Source organism: Caproiciproducens sp. LBM24188, from assembly GCF_054130445.1.
Genome location: NZ_CP196862.1, coordinates 1,133,889 through 1,152,579, shown reverse-complemented (window position 1 = coordinate 1,152,579; position 18,691 = coordinate 1,133,889). Strand labels below are relative to the sequence as shown.

At 46.2% G+C, this 18,691-nt stretch carries 14 protein-coding genes and 1 pseudogene; 8 read left to right on the top strand and 7 right to left on the bottom strand.

All coding sequences use genetic code 11. The annotated features are described in order from the left end of the window. Positions 1-12: 12 nt before the first annotated feature. A complete protein-coding gene (locus tag ACSVDI_RS05515) occupies positions 13-189 on the bottom strand; it encodes an excisionase family DNA-binding protein (protein WP_128706129.1) in 177 nt (58 codons plus the stop codon). Between the two features lie 307 nt (positions 190-496). On the opposite strand from ACSVDI_RS05515, the gene ACSVDI_RS05510 reads away from it, so the two are divergent. The 5 genes from ACSVDI_RS05510 (at position 497) to cas7c (ending at position 7,974) form a co-directional block, all read left to right on the top strand. Further along, positions 497-1,444: a hypothetical protein gene (locus tag ACSVDI_RS05510; protein WP_457945324.1), complete on the top strand. Its 948-nt coding sequence runs from the start codon at positions 497-499 to the stop codon at positions 1,442-1,444. A gap of 411 nt (positions 1,445-1,855) precedes the next feature. Beyond that, positions 1,856-4,273, top strand: coding sequence for a CRISPR-associated helicase Cas3' (cas3, locus tag ACSVDI_RS05505; RefSeq protein WP_457945323.1), 2,418 nt, complete (start codon positions 1,856-1,858; stop codon positions 4,271-4,273). Positions 4,274-4,285: 12 nt separating this feature from the next. Further along, complete coding sequence (cas5c, locus tag ACSVDI_RS05500) at positions 4,286-5,029, top strand: type I-C CRISPR-associated protein Cas5c (RefSeq protein ID WP_457945322.1); 744 nt, start codon at positions 4,286-4,288, stop codon at positions 5,027-5,029. After that, positions 5,026-7,053 (top strand): type I-C CRISPR-associated protein Cas8c/Csd1, encoded by a 2,028-nt coding sequence (gene cas8c, locus ACSVDI_RS05495; RefSeq protein ID WP_457945321.1) that lies wholly within the window; start codon positions 5,026-5,028, stop codon positions 7,051-7,053. Before cas5c ends, cas8c begins: the two co-directional genes overlap by 4 nt. Continuing rightward, the gene (gene cas7c / locus ACSVDI_RS05490; protein WP_457945320.1) at positions 7,054-7,974 is read left to right on the top strand and encodes a type I-C CRISPR-associated protein Cas7/Csd2; all 921 of its coding nucleotides are present in this window, start codon (positions 7,054-7,056) and stop codon (positions 7,972-7,974) included. Positions 7,975-8,400: 426 nt separating this feature from the next. Here cas7c and ACSVDI_RS05485 read toward each other — a convergent pair whose 3' ends face one another. The 5 genes from ACSVDI_RS05485 to ACSVDI_RS05465 all read right to left on the bottom strand — a co-directional run bounded on the left by ACSVDI_RS05485 (position 8,401) and on the right by ACSVDI_RS05465 (position 12,985). After that, on the bottom strand, positions 8,401-9,120 hold the full coding sequence (locus tag ACSVDI_RS05485; protein ID WP_457945319.1) for a DUF4367 domain-containing protein: 720 nt from the start codon (positions 9,118-9,120) through the stop codon (positions 8,401-8,403). Then, on the bottom strand, positions 9,086-9,664 hold the full coding sequence (locus ACSVDI_RS05480) for an RNA polymerase sigma factor (RefSeq protein WP_457945318.1): 579 nt from the start codon (positions 9,662-9,664) through the stop codon (positions 9,086-9,088). Before ACSVDI_RS05480 ends, ACSVDI_RS05485 begins: the two co-directional genes overlap by 35 nt. Before the next feature lie 400 nt (positions 9,665-10,064). Next, positions 10,065-10,493 carry a hypothetical protein gene (locus tag ACSVDI_RS05475; RefSeq protein ID WP_457945317.1) on the bottom strand — a complete coding sequence of 143 codons (429 nt, stop codon included), beginning with the start codon at positions 10,491-10,493 and terminating at the stop codon, positions 10,065-10,067. 212 nt (positions 10,494-10,705) lie between these two features. Further along, a complete protein-coding gene (locus tag ACSVDI_RS05470) occupies positions 10,706-12,127 on the bottom strand; it encodes an IS1182 family transposase (protein ID WP_283109454.1) in 1,422 nt (473 codons plus the stop codon). 117 nt (positions 12,128-12,244) lie between these two features. Next, a complete protein-coding gene (locus tag ACSVDI_RS05465; RefSeq protein ID WP_457945316.1) occupies positions 12,245-12,985 on the bottom strand; it encodes an NAD-dependent protein deacylase in 741 nt (246 codons plus the stop codon). Between the two features lie 385 nt (positions 12,986-13,370). Here ACSVDI_RS05465 and ACSVDI_RS05460 point away from each other — a divergent pair, with 385 nt between their 5' ends. Genes ACSVDI_RS05460 through ACSVDI_RS05450 form a run of 3 tightly spaced genes read left to right on the top strand, consistent with a single transcriptional unit; the run spans position 13,371 to position 18,093 of the window. Beyond that, positions 13,371-14,309 carry an AAA family ATPase gene (locus tag ACSVDI_RS05460; protein WP_457945315.1) on the top strand — a complete coding sequence of 313 codons (939 nt, stop codon included), beginning with the start codon at positions 13,371-13,373 and terminating at the stop codon, positions 14,307-14,309. 8 nt (positions 14,310-14,317) lie between these two features. After that, positions 14,318-15,496, top strand: a complete 1,179-nt coding sequence (locus tag ACSVDI_RS05455) for a DUF58 domain-containing protein (protein ID WP_457945314.1) — start codon at positions 14,318-14,320, stop codon at positions 15,494-15,496. A gap of 14 nt (positions 15,497-15,510) precedes the next feature. Then, the gene (locus ACSVDI_RS05450) at positions 15,511-18,093 is read left to right on the top strand and encodes a transglutaminase domain-containing protein (protein ID WP_457945313.1); all 2,583 of its coding nucleotides are present in this window, start codon (positions 15,511-15,513) and stop codon (positions 18,091-18,093) included. Between the two features lie 70 nt (positions 18,094-18,163). On the opposite strand, the pseudogene ACSVDI_RS05445 reads toward ACSVDI_RS05450, so the two are convergent. Continuing rightward, a pseudogene (locus tag ACSVDI_RS05445) lies at positions 18,164-18,390 on the bottom strand (zinc ribbon domain-containing protein). Positions 18,391-18,691: the final 301 nt, after the last annotated feature.

The window sequence follows — 18,691 nt, the reverse complement described above, 5'->3', positions numbered from 1 at the left end:
TTTGTGCTGCCATTATTCGTTCGCCGAGTTTATGACCAGCCACTCCTTAAAAGCTTCAACCGGAATCAGGATTCTCGTACCAACTCGTATGACTGGAAATCCCGGCTTTTTAACAAGTTCGTAGGCCTTCGGCAGACTAATGCCCATCTGTGCTGACAGTTCCTGCACACTCATGGTCGTCTTTTCCATATACTCTTTCCTCCTTATCTTGATAGTTGTTTCGGTTTCTACATCCACCATTCGCTGCCGTTCCTAAGGCAGCCACCTGATCGTGGTCTCCTCGTATCCGATTGCAGCAGAAGCGCTCCGGCTTTCACCATCGTGGCGGCGACGCTGCAAAAGTATCTCTTACGGGCGGACTATTCAGTTGTCAAGGAACCGGAATTTTAGTAGTTTTACAATTTGTTCTTGTATTCAATGCCATTGTATAATACAATGTAATCGATGTAAATTTTTCATCGCTTACAATAACGATTACATTCAAAGGATGATTGCCATGAAAAAACTGCCGGTAGAAAATCTCGGTTTCGTTGAAATTGGGGGCGTTGGCGAGATGATTTATAGAGCTGTTCGATTTCCTGAGTATGTTCCGGACTATGATGATGGCGACGAAGTATTAAAGCCAGTTTTCACAGGGCTTCATGCTCCGGAAGGCGGCTGTGATTATTCATTAACCGGACAGGAGTTATTGGTCAGTCTGTGTAATCTTTATGGAAAATTAAATAACCCAGACAGCACTGTTTCTATTACAGATGCCGTCTGGGATTGGTGCAGAAACAATATTCATCCTTACAATATAGACAGTCTTTATGAAATGCTGGATAGCGAGAACTTTGCCCATATAACATACATGGATTTGATTCAGAAAGATGCTACATTCTATTTAGATCAATTCATAAAGGATTTATGCAGTCTGGGCACCGTATTTGAACTATACTTTGCCTTGAGGAGAGTCAAATATTACGGAGAAATAGGCTACGCACGAAGTCTCTTTTATGAAGGCAGGCTTTGTGACAGCCTCGCTTTTCTTGAACGATACAGGCAATACAGCGACGACGATGAATACAAAGCTCGTCTTTTAGAGAATTACAATGAACATATATCTCAAGTGATTGATATGTTTCCGGACTTCCGAATGAGGCTGAAATTAGATAAGAAAACCGGGAAAGTGATGTATGGTGCTGACATTCAATCGGTGTTTGATATTTGCTGGTACACCTTTTCCAGAATGGTAGCTGATGTTGCGCCACCGGTAGATGAAGACCTAAACTATTTTGAATCGCAAGGCTCGATACTGTCCTGCCTTGCCTGCGGCAAATACTTTGTACGGCATTCAAGCCGTCAATTATATTGCAATAGTTGGGGCTGCCAAGCCGAGCGTAATAGAAGGAACAGACGAGCAAGTTATGCTCGAAAGAAGGCTGCGGAAGTAAAAAATAAGTAACGAATAAAAATTAAAAGCAAAGGCACCGGAAATTTACTTCCGATGCCCTTGCCGCTGCGATTCTCCACAACCTGAACCTGCAAATATTTCAATCCACATTCAGTAATACCAGTTTGCCGAATGACAAAATATTATAACAGGTATGGCAACTTCTTGACAAGATATTAAATGAAAACTATAATGTTTTCAAACCTAAATCTACAAATGAAATAATAAACTTTATAATTAAAAGAATACATGAAAAAACAAGCAGGAGTATCTCGATTATTATAAAACTGCGACGGAAGTGCTAATCAAAGTATGTACTCTACTGAGTGTAGATTTAGGAAGTTGAGTCCATTTTATGGGATATCTAGTTATATATACTATTGTAGATAGATTATCTCGTGTTCAAAAAAGGTGGGCGAATAGATGACTTCTCAAAAAACACAGTATACAGCTCATATTAGTGACACAGACAAGCGCGAACAAACGGTAGCCGAGCATAACAGCAATGTAGCAAAATTAGCCAGAGTGCTTGGGTCGGCCTACAACATTGAAAACCTGTCTTCTTTTGCCGGACGCCACCATGATGACGGAAAAAACACGCAGGATTATCTCGAATATATAAAAATGGCATCAGCAGGAGAAAAGGTCGTTCGGGGATCAGTGATTCATTCCACTCATGGAGCTTGCTTTGTAAATAATCTGCATCAAGGTACAGACCTTTCATCTAAGTTGGCTGCGGAAATGCTCCGTACTACTATTATGAGTCACCATGGCTTGAGAGATGCTGTTTCAAAGGATGGGACGATTACATATCTTCAAGCGGTAGAACGTATCAAGGATTCATATAAAAATGTTGAGCGAATTGTGTACGATAACAATGGTGAAGCTGAAACTTTAGAAGAATTTAAGCGTGCATGTACAGACGCAAGAAATATTCAATCGCGCATACGCGCGCTTCAGCCCAAAGAAGGCGGCTTGGGCTCTGCACACATCTACCTGGCACTTTATGAAAGGCTATTGACTTCGATAGTAATTGACGCCGATCGCACGGATACCGCCTGCTTTAACGACAACACCGAACCGCCAAAGCCACTGTCGCGTGAAGAACTGATAAAAATGTGGAACCGTTACTGCTCTTTTTGTGAAGGAAAAATTGCAGAATTTCAGGCGAATAAAGAGCCCTCATTTTTAGATCAATTCCGCTCCGAGATTTCACAGGCTTGCGCCGAATATGACGGCGGGGCAAACGGAGTATTCCGGCTTGTAGTTCCCTGTGGAGCCGGTAAAACATTATCGGCTCTTCGGTATGCCCTGCAAACAGCAAAACGCTATGGCAAGCGTCACATTTTTTACATTGCTCCATACAATTCGATACTTGGACAAAACGCAGATAAGATTGTGGAATATGTCGGTGATGCCGAAGCAGTTTTGCTGCACAATTCTAACATTGTATTTGACGCAGATGACGAGGAGGAAGAGAAAAGATATCAGTTGCTCACAGAAAACTGGGCACAATCTCCGATTATCGCAACATCGGCCGTGCAATTTCTCAACACGCTGTTCAGTTCAAAAACATCAGCAGTCAGGCGTATGCAGGCTCTTGGGGATTCCGTGATTATTATTGACGAAATACAAGCTCTGCCGGTTAAAGTGCTGAAGCTTTTTAATGCAGCTGTAAACTTCTTAGCCGGTTTTTGCAATACATCCGTGCTGCTCTGCTCAGCGACACAGCCGCTTTTGGATAAATTAAATGATTATAGGGTTTTACGCCCCCTTGACTTGATTTTGAACTCGGAGAAATATAACGAACCCTTCAAACGTGTCGAAATCAAAGATTGTACAAGCGGAAACGGTTTATCTTTTGATGAAGCGGCGGACTTCATTTTTAAGAAAGCGCATAGTGTAAGGTCGATACTTGCCATCGTGAACACAAAAGCTGTCGCCAGAAGAATCGCAAAGCAGATACAAAAACAGACTAACGGCAGCGATAAATTCATAGTTTTTCATCTCTCTACCAATATGTGTCCTGCGCATCGCAACTCTGTTATTAAAAAAATGTGCAAATGCTTATTAGACAAAGAGTGCAAGCAACATATTATATGCGTCAGCACAACCCTTATCGAGGCCGGTGTGGATGTGTCCTTTGAGTGCGTTGTTCGGTCACTGACAGGACTGGACAGCATCGTTCAGGCGGCAGGCCGTTGTAACCGAAACTGTGAAGCCAAATGCGGAGAAGTATCGGTGATCTATATTAATGATGAAAAAATAAGTCATCTCGGTCATATCAAGGAAGCCCAGAAAGTAACACGAGAGGTGCTATATAATGTCAGCACAAGCCCTCATCAATATCCCGGCGGCGCTCTTTCCAAACAGGCGATGGATGAGTTTTATGCTAAGTTTTATCTGCCACTTCAAAAAAAAGAAATGGCCTTTCCCTTACCTTACGACCCGGAGCATACAATTATTGATCTTTTATCGACAAACCCTGCAGGAAGTAAGCGGAATAAGAACGCAAGTAGCCTTTTGATGAAACAGGCATTCAAAGAGGCAGGGGATGTTTTTGAGGTAATAGAGGAAAACGGCATGCGGGATGTTATTGTCGAATACAACGATGATGCCCGCAAACATATTGAAAAGCTGTTGTCGAGTGGCTTTATTTCCGAACAGAAAAGAGAGCTGCGCTTTTTGCAGCAATATACAATACAGTTAATGCCCTGTATGATTGACAAACTCGGAGCCGGAATACGTTTCGAAGACAAAGCGGGGGTGATGATTTTATCGGCTGATTGGTATGATGAAATCTATGGGGTAACAGAGGAACCCCGGGTATTAGTTTACTAAGGAGGTGTGAAAATGGAAAAAAAGCGAAATACGGTCGAGTTTGAGGTCTGTGGTGACAAAGCGATGTTTTCCGATCCGATTACCCGTGTGGGAGGCGAAAAAACAAGCTATTATGTGCCGACTTATGAAGCTCTAAAGGGCATCATTGCCTCCGTTTATTGGAAACCGACCATTGTCTGGATCATTGATGCCGTGCGTGTAATGAACCCAATACAGACAGTAGCAGAGGGCATTCGCACGAAAAACTATTGTGGCGGCAATGACTTGTCAATCTATACTTATCTCAAAAAAGTTCGCTATCAGGTACGTGCTCATTTTATACGAAATGAAAACCGGCCCGAGCTCTTTCATGATTACAACGAAAATAAACATCATAACATTGCAAAACGCATGATTGAGCGTGGCGGCAGAAGGGATGTTTTTCTCGGAACACGTGAATGCCATGCGGATGTAGCACCTTGTGTGTTCGGAGAGGGAAAGGGCGCATATGACGAAATTGATGAGCTTTCATTTGGATATATGTTCCATGGATTCACCTATGCTGACGAAGCCGTTCGAGAAAACGAAAAGGGACATATGAGCACACGATTCCATCATGTTGTAATGCGTAACGGTATTATTGAATTTCCGGCCCCGGAGGATATTCCTGATAAGGACAGGCGTGTATTACATAAGATGCCTGTCAAGAAGTTCGGCGAGGAATTGGATAACTTTATCGGCCTGAGGGAATTTACCAATGAGGAGGTGAGTTTATGAGTTGGGCAACTGCCTTGTGCGCCTTATATGATAAAAATGCTCGGCGGGCAGGAGAAATTGAAGACTGGAACGGTAAGCCCTTAGTGCTTATGCCGCCGGGATATGACACGATGAAGGCTCAGATAGAAATTACTATCAGTGAGGACGGCGACTTTATTAACGCTCTGACTCTTGATAAATCCGACTCCGAAACGATTGTGCCATACCCCGATAGAAGAACCAGTGGAATTAAAGCTCTTCCGTTATGCGATAGTCTTTCGTATGTTGCCGGTGATTTTATGGAACGGGTAACTTTGTTACTCGAAGACGTCCCAGAAAACAAAAAAGCCAAAGCATTAAGCGATATTCGTAAGAGTTTTCCGTCATATATCAGTAGGTTAAAGGCGTGGCATGAATTCGATCCTGATAATCGTCAAATAGCGGCAATATATAAGTATGTATCAAAAAAATCCGTAATAGCAGATCTGTTAAATGCTAAAGTTTTGGAATTTGATCAAAATGGCATATTGACAGATAGAAAAAAGATTCAAGGCACCCCTATTCAAAAAGCATTTGTCCGTTTTCGGGTGTATTCGCCAAGCTCTCAGCAGAACGAAACGGCAGTATGGCTTAATAAGGATGTGCAGCAATCTTTTATTAAGTTCTATCTGTCAACCGCAAAAAACACAGACATTTGTTATTTTACAGGCAAACGTGAATTGGTTGCAAAAACAAACCCCGTCAAGATTCGTGGTGAGTGGGACACAAAGGCAAGTCTGATATCCTCCAATGATGATACAAATTTTACATACAGAGGTCGTTTCAAAACTAAGGATAAGGACAGCGGATATAATGAGGCTTTATCTATCGGTTATGAGACGTCTCAGAAAATCCACAACGCTCTGAAGTGGATCATCCGCCGACAGGGGTATTCTCATGACGGCGTTTGCATTGTGACATGGGAAAGCGAGTTAATAGAGCTGCCGGAATTTTACGAAGGGACTCTCGAAATACTCGGTTCCAAAACAGAAGAGGAAGAGCTAAGCTCAGAATTGAATGACGCACTATTTGAAGAGAAAGAAGAAAACACCGACACAAATTACATCACCGCACAAGACTTTTATGCCGCCATGGACGGATACTCCAAGCGCATAGACAATACATCCCAAATGGTGATCCTTGCGCTTGACAGTGCTTCTCCCGGACGTCTTGCAATAACCTATTTCCGAGACCTTAGTTCATCCGTATATCTGAGAAATCTTCAGTACTGGCAGAAGAGCTGCTGTTGGCGGCACGAATTCTATGATAATAAGACCAAAAGGTACATCCATTATGAAGGAATGGCATCCATTAAGGAGATCGCTACGGCGATCTATGGTAACGAGCAGAATAAACAACTGACCTTACGTCCAAACAGTGACGGGAAATCCCCCATGCTGATTTCCGCGTTCGACAGGCTTCGACCATGCATCATCGATGCGACGGCAATTCCGCAGGATATTGTTAAGTTGGCAGTGACAAAAGCATCTAATCCGTTGGCATATGAAATAAAGTTCAACTATCTTCGTGTTCTTCACATAGCTTGTTCTCTGGTCAAAAAATACTATTGGGAAAAGGGAGTGATATTTGATATGACACTGGACGAAAAATGCACAGACAGAAGCTATCTTTATGGCCGGCTATTAGCCGTTGCCGAAAAAATCGAGCGCTGTACCTATGAAAAGGGAGAGACCCGAACTACAAACGCCGAGCGTTATATGCGGCAATTTTCTCAAACTCCATTTCGGACATGGGAGCTTATACGCAGAAACACACAGATTTACCTGAATCAGTTGAATCCCAGAAGCAGGGAATTCTACAAGAATTTGTATAGTCAGATTATGAAACTTTTTGAAGAGGGATGCTTTGAGGAAAAGAAGGCTCTGGATGGAAAATTTCTTCTCGGTTACGATTGCCAGAGAGAAGCTTTAAAATACCGCCAGAAAGACAGCATTACAATATCAACCGAAGATGAGCCCGAAAAAAACGACGAGGAGGAATTCTAAATGAGCATTTTGCAAAATAAGATCGATTTTGCCGCAATTATTTCCGTCACACGCGCCAATATTAACGGCGATCCCTTAAACGGAAACCGTCCTCGTGAAGATTATGACGGTTACGGTATTTTTTCCGATGTGGCAATAAAAAGGAAGATTCGCAACAGGCTGCAGGATATGGGTGAATACATATTTGTTCAGACGGATGGGAGAGAAAACGATATAGCCTTCAATCCTGATCTTAAGGAGAATTATCATAATTTACGTGACCGAGCCGCAAGCGATCCGCAACTTGCCGCTGAACTTAAGAAAGGCAAGAATGCGGATGCAGATCTTTTCGCAAAAATAGCCTGCAAAAAGTGGATCGACGTCAGAGCCTTTGGCCAAGTGTTTGCGTTTAAAAAAGATAAGAAAAAGGATAAAAATGAGGAAGACGAGACCGGAAGCCAACTTTCTGTCGGAGTCCGTGGCCCGGTGTCTATCCAGCAGGCAGTCAGCGTTGAACCAATTGAAATTATTGACATGCAGATCACAAAAAGTGTCAATGCTGAAGGAGGTAAAAGCGGTAAGGCGTCAGACACTATGGGCACGAAACATTTTGTCAATTTCGGTCTTTATGTGATTCGTGGTAGTATAAACTGTCAGCTTGCTGAAAAAACAGGTTTTACTGATGAAGACGCTGAAAAAATCAAACATGCACTATGTACATTGTTTGAAAATGATGCTTCTTCCGCTCGACCGGAAGGTACTTGCGAAGTTTGCCGTGTTTATTGGTGGAAGCACGCCGATAAAACACCAAAGGAAACATCTGCAATGATCCAGCGCTCTCTGGTAATAACCGCCAAGGTAGACGAACCCCATTCATTTTTTGACTATGACATAAGCGTGTCGCAAACGAAATGTGTTCCGGAAATAATAGAACTAATATAATTGAGCACAGAAAGACCACACTAAAGGTTATCCTTCGGTGTGGTCTTTACTGTAGTGGCCCCGCTTGAAGAGTGCCGGTTAAAAATTGTCTTGTTTCAGAAAATCCCTATCTTGTACTCCCTTTAGGCGGCTTTTTTTGATTGCGTTTGCTCGGTTATGCCAACCTCTTATTTCCAGGCGGGCGGCTGGCAAGCAAGAAAATTCCGGTATAAAATACATGAGGAATAAATCTTTTATCGTATGAAATCATGATTGAGTGAAAAGGAAGAATTCAACGGTGCCGAGCCTTTCTTTCCTACCGGATACTGAAACAGAAAAATAATAGTCATTACGCACAGGAGAATCGTAACGGCAATTCCGATAATGACAATCCGTACACTGGAACGTTTCAAACAACCACCCCATAATTTTAACTTTCTAATAGCGCTATTGGACACTTTCCGCAATCTTCACCAGCTGATCCCATGCGATTTCTGAACTGAGCAGATAACTGCTGGAATGCGTTTTCCAAATTAGATAGGACTTTTGGCCCGGATTATTGGATACGAACAGGGAAGCCGTTTCCCCATTGATCTTTACTTCCCTGCGGGTCGTATACTTTGTATCAACAGCAATGGTTCCCGCTTCGGACAAAGGACACTGATCCAAAAGGATGGTTTCCCCCTTCTCATTTTGATATTCCGTTTCTATTTTCACCCCGGTCCGAACGGTCTGCGTTTCGAAAAAGCCTTCCGGAAGATACTGTGGTTTTGCAATTTCCCCGGAATTTTGTTCTGCGAACGCGGCAGCTGAGGAGGCCTCTTTACTGTAACGGATATCCACATGGTCGGATTTCCAGTTCATAATTGTATTGAAAATTTCATTGCGGGACGCCTCCACGCTAAGCAGACTGCCAAATGCGACCGGCAGAACCACGGCAAGAATCATGGCGATTTTTTTCACCAGTTTGCCCGCACGGTGCCAAATGGCACGGCGATATTCCCGATGAATCATCGCTTCAATTTTCTTTTTCGTGGCCTGCGACAAATCATAACCTTCGCATTCCTGCTCAGAGGGGAATTCGCTCAGTTCCCGCTCGAAGTCTTCCCGAACGGCGTTTTTGAGCAGAACCTCAAAAATTTGACGATTCATCTCTGCATTTTTCATCAGCAGTTCCCCTTTCCCTGAGCGCATACAGCAGCGCAGACTTGGCGCGGTGAAGCCGCACCCGCACGTTTTCCGGCGAAATATTCAGGAATTCAGCGATTTCACGGTCGGAATAATCGTATATGTATTTCAGCCTAAGTATGCTGCCTGATTTTACACTTAGGCCGGACAGCAGTTCCAGAAGGGCATTATAATCCTCTTGCGAAAGGATGTAGTCCAACGGATAATTTTCAGAATTCTCCGGAATTGTGTAATCCTCAATCGGGATGTACTCTCTTCGCTTTTCAGCCCTGAGCATATCGTAGCAAATATCTTTCACTAATATACCGATTAAGCCCTTCGTTTTGTTACAATCTTCGAAAGAGAATTTTTGAAATTTATCAATTATTTTTACAAACGCCTGCGAAACCGCGTCCTCCGCCTGATTCGGATCATGCAGGATTTCATTAGCGAGATACAGCATGAATTTATAATATTGGTGATATAACGACTCCACCATGCTTCGTTCCGCATCGTTTTGAATTGCTGAAATACACAAAAGCACAATTTTTCGCCTTCTTTCTTCTTTCGATTATAACAGAAGCATTTTCTCGTTCCAATACGAAAATTACAGAATCTTGAGATTGTGCCATGTTTTTTCAGCAGAAGGCGTTGCTGCACACATCAAATCACGATACGGATTCAAGCAGGAATAATTAATTAGGAACACGCCGGCAGGTTAACCACTGCCGGCGTGCCCGATGAAAGAGATGAGATGTAAGCAAAGTAAAAATACAGCGGAAGGAACGTTTCTTTCTGCGCTCTTCGCGAGATTTTTTCGTTCCGTCCATTGCAAGCAGACCTGCCCCGTTCTTGTGCGGTCCCAATGCTCATGAATTTGGACAGTTTTGCGAATGAGCACATCTTTTTTGGGCCCTGTTGCCAAACGTGGGAAGTACTATGGTTTACCCACAGTAGTCGCTGTCGGAAACACTGACGCTCTCGGCAACACCATTGCGGTAAATCTTCGCATTAATTTCAAAAATGTAGGAATATCCACTGGAAACATAATAGGACTTATCGAAATAGAACGAGTCCCCGGAAGCGCTTAAACCGGTCCATGCCTTTACGGTAACCGTCCCATTGCTGGTCACCCGCTTCAGCAGCGCGGTGGCGGTAATTTTTGAAGTACCCTTTTTCCCGTGAATAATGGCGGTGCAGTCCCCGCGGGTTCCGGTGAAATTCAGCGCAACTTCAACGGTGTCCGTATTCTCCCACATAAGGTGGATTTCCGGTTCAGAATCGGCCGGTTTTGCTTCTGCCGCAAATGATGGAATACTGCCGAACAGAACCATTGAGATGCTCATGAGAAGCGCAATGATTTTTTTTGACATTATCATGACCGTCCTTTCTTTATTTCGGATTTAAAAATCCTATTTTTGGGGTTTTCAAATCCTTCCTTTTTTTGTTCCGATAATATACCGTTTTAGCCCCCCGATTTGTTACAGATTTTTATAAAAAATTTTTAAAATTTTATCGGTCCATTAAAAAACGGCGAAGGGATTTTCCCTCCGCCGCAGATTGTCGAAGAACCCATCCAACGCGGTTAAACGAAGGATGGGTTCTCTTGATAATATGCAGGATAGGAAAATAAGCAAAGTAAAATCAATAAAAACCCGGAGGGATGGCCATCCCTCCATTTCCACATTGCCAGCTTTTTGAGATTCATGGCAGCAAACTTAAGCTTAACCCAATTCGTCACTTGAGTTAAGCCCCGGTAGAGCGTGTACCGCATCCCATATTTCACTTTTGCATCGGCGAAGACACGCTCAATGGTTTCTTTTCGTTTTTTGTAAAGCTCTTTGTATTTCGGTGTGTGTCGGATATCTTCCGCAAGCTCCACATAATCCTGCCACACATGCCGCGTTACGGTTTTCGTACAGCTTTTACTCTCGGTGCAGCGAGAACGGAATGGACATTTTTCGCAGATGTAACTCCGGCTTTTGTATTCCCGGTATCCCTCACGGTTGGTTGTTGCATAATGCAGAACCTGATATTCCGGGCAGATCACACAGTCATAATATTCGTCGTATACATACTTCCACCATTCCAGATTTCCTGCTTTGGTCATTGGCCGCTTGTATGCTGTGGAAAGTACCCGCCCGTCGTCAAACACCCGTTTACAGATATGCGGCGTTTTGTATGCGGCGTCCGCCACCACCGTTTCAATTTCAGGAAACCGTTGAGTCACTTTGCCATAGACCGCGTCAAATGCTACACTGTCATGTACGTTTCCCGGAGTCACCTCAACGTCAAGGACAAAATTGTGTTTGTCGCAGGCCGTATGTGCTTCGTAGGCAAAGCACTTCTTGTGTTCTCCCTTTTGGAACAACCCGCTTTCCGGGTCTGTTTTGGACACCATGATTTCTTTTTCCTTCGGCGGTTTCGGAGTACTGTCGAATGGCTTCTTCCCATGATCTTCCCGGTCAGCGTTAACCTCTTCCATTAATTCTGAGGCATATCGCTTTGCCGCCTGAGGAACTGCCTTTTTGATCTTTTTGTTGATGTTGGCGTTTGCTTTGATATGCGTCCCATCCACAAATACTGCTTCCGGCTCCAAATATCCGGCGTAATTTGCCTCCTGCAAAATCCACGAAAACACCTGCTCCACGGTTTCCTCTGTGAACCGGTGCTTAAAATTGTAACTCACAGTGGAGAAATGCGGCAGCTCCTCGTTCAGTGTATATCCCAGAAACCACCGATACGCGATATTCATATTGATTTCCTGCATCGTCCGGCGTAAAGAGGGAATTCCGTACAGATGCTGGATCAGAACAATCTTAAACAGGACGACCGGGTCCACACTGGGACGACCGTTGCCCTCACAATACAAATCTTCTACAAAATCATAAATATGGCTAAAATCTACCGCGCTGTCAATCTTTCGCAGCAGATGATTTCCCGGCACCAATAGATCTGTATTCACAAATTCAACTGCATCTCTGCGTAGTTTTTCCCGTTCCAGCATCTTTCATCACCTGTCTATATTTTACCATTTTACAACGAAAAAGCCCAGCTTTCACTGGACTTTTTCGACAGGCTGCGGCGAAGGGATTTTCCCTCCGCCGTTCATTTTGGGTAAACTTTAGCTGTTTTCAGCCTGTTTCAGTGAGATACGATCCAAAATTTCGCCGATGCTGCCTTTCAAAACCAAATCCGCGTTTTCGTCCTGTGGTGTTGCAGTGCGGTTGATGAGAACCAGCCGCCTGCCGCTGTAATAGTTGACCAGACTTGCCGCCGGGTATACCACCAAAGAGGTTCCGCCGATGATTAGCATGTCCGCCCGCTCAATAGCTTCTACCGCACCCGAAAGTGTGCGCTGGTTCAGGCCTTCCTCATAAAGCACCACGTCCGGCTTGATGATACCGCCGCATTCGCAGTGCGGAACGCCGGTACTGTGTAGCATATACTCCGCATCATAGAATTTGTGGCAGCGGGTGCAGTAGTTCCGGTGCACCGAGCCGTGAAGCTCAAATACATTTTTGCTGCCCGCCTTCTGATGCAGGCCATCGATATTCTGGGTTACCACCGCGCTCAGCTTTCCCGCCTGTTCCAGCTCGGCCAGTTTGCGGTGGGCGGCGTTTGGTTCCGCGTCTAAATAGAGCATTTTATCACGGTAAAAATCAAAGAATTCCTCCGTGTGCGTTTCATAAAAGCTGTGACTGAGCATAACCTCCGGCGGATACGAATAGCGCTGATGATACAGGCCATCCACACTGCGAAAATCCGGGATGCCGCTTTCAGTGGAAACACCCGCTCCGCCAAAAAATACAATCCGACTGCTTTGGTCGATCATTTTCTGAAGCTGTTCCAAACCAGACTCCATGTAATATACCTCCCATAAACCATAAAATAAAAAGTTTTGTTCCGGTTTTGATTCCGATGCTGTTGCTTTTCTTTTATCTTAGAATCTTTTCAGGCATTTTTCAAGGAAAAGAAATGGCTTTGCAAGAAAAATGAAAATCAATACTAAATAAAACTTGAAATATGAGTTTACAGGCTTCTTGTTCCGGGATTTTTATCACACCGGAACCACCGAATGATTCTTGTTAATACTTGTAATTGAAATATTAATACAATTCCTTTATAATAATTCGTAATAAAGAAGGGACCGAAAAATAAAGTCAGGATTTTCCCGTGCAAGACGGTTTACCGGTGCGGGAAAAGATTGATTTTATCTTGAATTCCCAGAAAGGCAGCAGGAACCGTTCATGCAAAAAAAGGCACTGGAAATCATCAACGAAGTAAAAAAGGCGGTTGTCGGAAAAGACGCGGTCATCGCCAAAGTCTTGATGGTGATCCTGGCGCGCGGCCATATTCTTCTGGAGGATATCCCCGGCGTCGGAAAAACTACGCTTGCGCTGGCGCTTTCCAAAGCGCTTTCCCTGGACTGCAAACGGCTGCAGTTCACGCCCGATGTAATGCCGACGGACGTGACCGGCTTTTCCGTGTACAACAAGGAAACCGGCTCTCTGGAGTATAAGCCCGGCGCGGCGCTGTGCAACCTTTTTCTTGCGGATGAAATCAACCGTACTTCCAGTAAAACGCAGTCCGCGCTGCTGGAGGTCATGGAAGAGGGCAGCATGACCGTGGACGGCATCAAGCACAGTGTGCCAAAGCCCTACATCGTTATCGCAACACAAAATCCGGTCGGTTCCGCGGGGACCCAGCTTCTGCCGGAGTCCCAGCTGGACCGTTTTATGATTCGCCTGAATATGGGCTACCCTGATTTACAGGACGAAATGGAGATTCTGCGGCGCAAGCATGAGGCCGACCCGCTGGAATCCGTTCGTAAAATTGCGGACGCAAACGATGTAATCGGCATGCAGGAAGAAACGGACGCGGTTTACCTTTCGGAAGACGTATACCGCTACATTGCCCAGTTGACTGCCGCCACCCGCACAAACGAAATGATTCGCCTCGGCGCAAGTCCGCGTGGTTCCATCGCCCTCACCAAAATGGCGCAGGCGGCAGCCTATCTTTCCGGAAGGGATTACGTTGTGCCGAAGGACGTGCAGTTGGTCTTTCGGGATGTGATTGAGCACCGCATTCTGCTGAGCGCACAGGCAAAAATCAGCGGAACCACCGCACAGGCGGTGCTGAGCAGCATTTTAAACGATGTGGCCGCGCCTTCCATTGCGGCGCGCTGAGGTGCCCCATGTTTCGATACCGATTTTTTTACACAATGGCACTCGCCGCAGCGCTACTGTTTTACCTTTTTTTCACAGGATACCTGTCTTTTTTTCTGCTGGCACTGCTGCTGCTTCTTCCGGTGGTATCGTTTCTGCTTACGGTTCTTGCCGTATGCAAAACTGAAGTGCACATGGAAACCGGCACGCCATTTGTGTTGAAAAACGATGTTTTTCCGCTGCGCATCACGATGAAAAACGAATCTATTCTTCCCATTGCGCAGGCGGAGCTTCGGTTTACCTGTGAAAACTCCCTTTGCGGGGAAAAGCGCAAAGAAACGCTGAGCCTTCCCGTGGGAACCGGGCCGAAGCGCACGGTGGAATACCAACTGTCCTCCCAATACTGCGGAAAAATCACTACGGAACTTTCCGCCCTGATTTTTTATGATTATCTCGGGATTTTCCGCATCAAGCGGAAACCGGAGATTTCGGCAGTCTGTTACGCCGCCCCGCTCGCCATGCTTCCCGACGCACAGTTCGACGACCGTTCCGACCATTCCGGGCTGGAAAGCAGCACCTATTCGAAGATAAAGCCTGGTGATGACCCGTCTGAGCTCTTTCAGATTAGAACCTACCGCGAAGGGGACCGGCTGCGGAGCATCCATTGGAAGCTTAGCACCCGCCTGGACGAGCTGATGGTCAAGGAGTTCAGCCTGCCGACCGACAGCAGGGTGCTTGTATTGGCAGAGTTAATGGCCGCCGACATGGATGCTTTAGACACCGTCGTGGAAACGCTGGCCTCGGTTTCGGCGTTCCTGCTGGATCGAGAAATCGTCCACAGCATCGGTTGGTACGGGGAATCCGGTTATTCCGAAACACGGATTGAAACCGGTGATGACCAGGCCGCCGTGTTTCATGCGCTGCTGGGGGCACGCTCTTACCATAGCAAACCCTATTCGTTTCTTTCCGCCGTAGAGAACTCTATGGAAAAATATCCCCATGTAATTTACATTACCGGAATGCTGACGGATGAGCTGACCAGATTCCGCAGCGAACCGGAAAACAACGTGGAACTTAAAATCCTGTACTGCGGGAAAATGGACGAGCCGCAGAAGGCGATGGCCGGTAAACTGGACAATTCCAAAACAGAACTGCTGGAAATTCCGGCCGGAGCAACGCAGGCCGGTCTTTCCGGCTTTACACTATAGGAACAGGAGCAGCCATGCAAAAAAGAAGACAAAATACGGACCGTTCCGGAATCGAGATGACCGCTCCGCGCATCAGCGGAAAGCGGTCTTCCGTGTTGTCTGAAATTCTGCTCGGGGTGCTTTTGACCCTGCTCGGCGTATTTGGCGCCCAATGGTGCTTTATCAGTACCTTTTCCCTGCCGGTCCTGCCGCTGCCCATCGTCCTGTTTACCTTGCTGTTTGTCCTTGGGCTGAACGGGATTTACCGATTGAAGCGGGCTAGATTTATCATTCTGCCTCTTCTTACGCTGATTTACGCCTGGATTGGCTATCGGCTGCACACAGAATTTATTCAGGGATTCCTGATTACCACAAATCAGATGATGACTGTATACGCGGCACACTCCAGCTATGTGCTGCCAATTTACCAGGTAACTGCAAAAGCGGGGCAGTACAGCCAGTTCGTCACGACTTTTGTCTTGTATGTATCTTTTTTCCTTTGCTTATTCCTAAGCTGGGCGATTGTCCGCCGCCAAAGCTTTGCGGCCGTATTCCTGACCACCGTTCCGTTCCTAGCGGCCGGGCTTCCCTTCTACATCATCCCAGATGACCGCGCTGTTCTGCTTCTTTTCATCTGCTGGACAACGCTGCTGTTTCTGCGCATTCCCAGTGCAAACACGCCCGGCATTTTTAAAACGCGCGGCGGCTACCGCGCCGCCAGCCCCGCTCAGGCGGCAAAGGCGGGTCTGCAGCTGCTCCCCGCTGTGCTGCTTTCGCTGGCGGTGATTCTCTGTGCTTTTCCAAAGCAAACCTACCAGTACTCCCCCAGTGCGCAGGAAGCACGCAGCCGGCTGACGGAAGCCATGAGCCGGCTTTCCCTCATGCCGGACGGCGACACCCTTGCGGGCAACTCGGACCGGGTCAATCTGAACAGCACGGATTCCATCCGCTTTACCGGAAAGACCATGCTTCAGGTACAGGCAACGACCCCGCACGCCGCTTACTTAAAAGGATTCACCGGCAGCGTGTTCACCGGGAAAAGTTGGGAACGCCTGCCGGATTCCGACTATCAGGATGTGGAAAGCCAGCTGGGCAATCTGCATGTTCAGAACATGAGCAGCAAATATCTATCCCTCGTTCAGCTCCCGGAAATCATTGATTTCGGTGGGTACGGAATTCACGTGAAAAATGTTTCTGAAAATAAAAGGCTGATTTACACCCCTTACAACCTGACAACCACGCCGGAGCAAATTACCGGTGTAAAATTTTTACACGACGGGGATATTCGTTCTAACTGGATTTTCGGCACCAGCGAATATACGCTTTACGCGAACAGCTTTAACGAGGGCCGCATTAGTTCCACCGTATCCGGCACCGTATCCGCACTGTATCAGGCGGCGGTAAAACTGGACGGCGTAGACCGTACAAAACTGAAAGAAGAAATCCTTCCCTACATGAGCAATTACAACGATGCAAACAGCCTGAAACCTCCCGAAGGGATGCGTGTATTTTACACCGGGGTAAATCCCATCGGCGTACCAGAGTCATTCGACCCCGAGCGAAAAAGCTTTTTGACCGGCGAACACGCATACCGTACTTTTTTATACGACAAATATACGCAGCTCCCGGAAAATGAGGCGAAAGCGATTAAATCATGGATGGACGATCAAGGATTTTTTTCCTCTTTGTACTGGAGCCAAGGGTACAAAAAACTTTTAAATTCCCAGTATTACATGAACACGCTGGACCGTGTTGTGGCAGAGGTAAAGCAATACCTCGCTAATCATTACACCTATACCCTTTCTCCTGGAAAAGTTCCGGACGGAAAGGATTTTACGCAGTACTTTCTGGAGGAAAACAAAAAGGGCTACTGTGTCCATTTCGCCACCGCCGGGGTTGTAATGCTGCGCGCTGCCGGGGTGCCCGCCCGCTATGCGGAAGGGTATATCGTCACAAAAGACGATTACCGAAATGCCGCCGATGGTTGGGCAAACATATCGGATTCCCGCGCGCACGCGTGGGCGGAGGTATACTACCCCGGATTAGGCTGGCAGCCCGTTGAAATGACACCCGGGTTCCGTGTGGAGGACAATCAGGCCCAGGGCGCCTCTGCGCCGGGAATCGTTTCCAGTACTCCGGCGGAAAGCAAGCTGGAAAGCAGTACTTCCAGTGCGCCGGAAAGTAAGCCGGAAAGCAAAGCCCCACGCGCATCCTCCGCTCCATCCTCACTACCGCGGTCCGGTGTTTCAGCGGATCCAGGTGCGGCGGTTCTGCCAGTTATCCTGACGATACTACTGCTGATTTTTGTCGTGGTCTGCGCCGCAGTCATCCGCCGCAGTGTGGCGCGGCGGCTCCGGCAGAAACGGTTTGCCTATGCGGATCCCAATCAATCCGCGCTGGAAATTTACCGCTACCTGCAAAAACTGGCGCGCTTCCACGGGGAAGTCAGCCAAACGGCAACGGAGCTGGCAGAAAAAGCGCGTTTCAGCCAACACAAGCTGACCTTGGAAGAAATCGATACCCTGCGGCAGGAAGCCGAACGCCTTGCCGCAAAGAATCTGCAAAGCGCATCCTCCGTACAGCGGATTCTGCTGAAATACTGGTACGGTCTGCTATAACTTTATTCACTTCAAATGCAAAAGGGAGCCGCGAACGAATATTGATTCGTTCGCGGCTCTCCTTTTTGCGTCAGTTCTTTTTCCAGCGCTTTAAGGTTTGGAAAAACTTCTGCATCTGATTTCGTGCGGCTTCCTCCGTTAGACTGGGATTTTCCTGAACCATAATCGGGGCGCAGATGTCAATCATTCCATCCATATCCACGTTTGCGGTAAATGCACCGTTTTTAAGCAATGCATACAGTAATCGGCATTTTTGCTTCCATCCGCATTCGTCCCAAACAGTTCTTCTCGGTCCATTGGCATTCTGCAGCTTTGGCATATCGTTTCCATTTTGCGATTCCTCCTATAAATAAATTTGATGGTACGGTTATTGTAACAGTCGAAATATGACACATGCACGTCATATTTTAAGAAAAACATTTCAAACACAGAAAAAGCAGGAACCTTCCTTTCGGTATGGTTCCTGCTTTCCGGGGAAACGCGGATAAAAGCAATTTCAAAAGCAATTGTGCAATCGTTTGTACGATTTTTCACCGCTTTGAATTGTGGTCGGCGTCCCCCCTAAGAGTGTATCTTAACGTTTCCTCGGCCGAAGGAA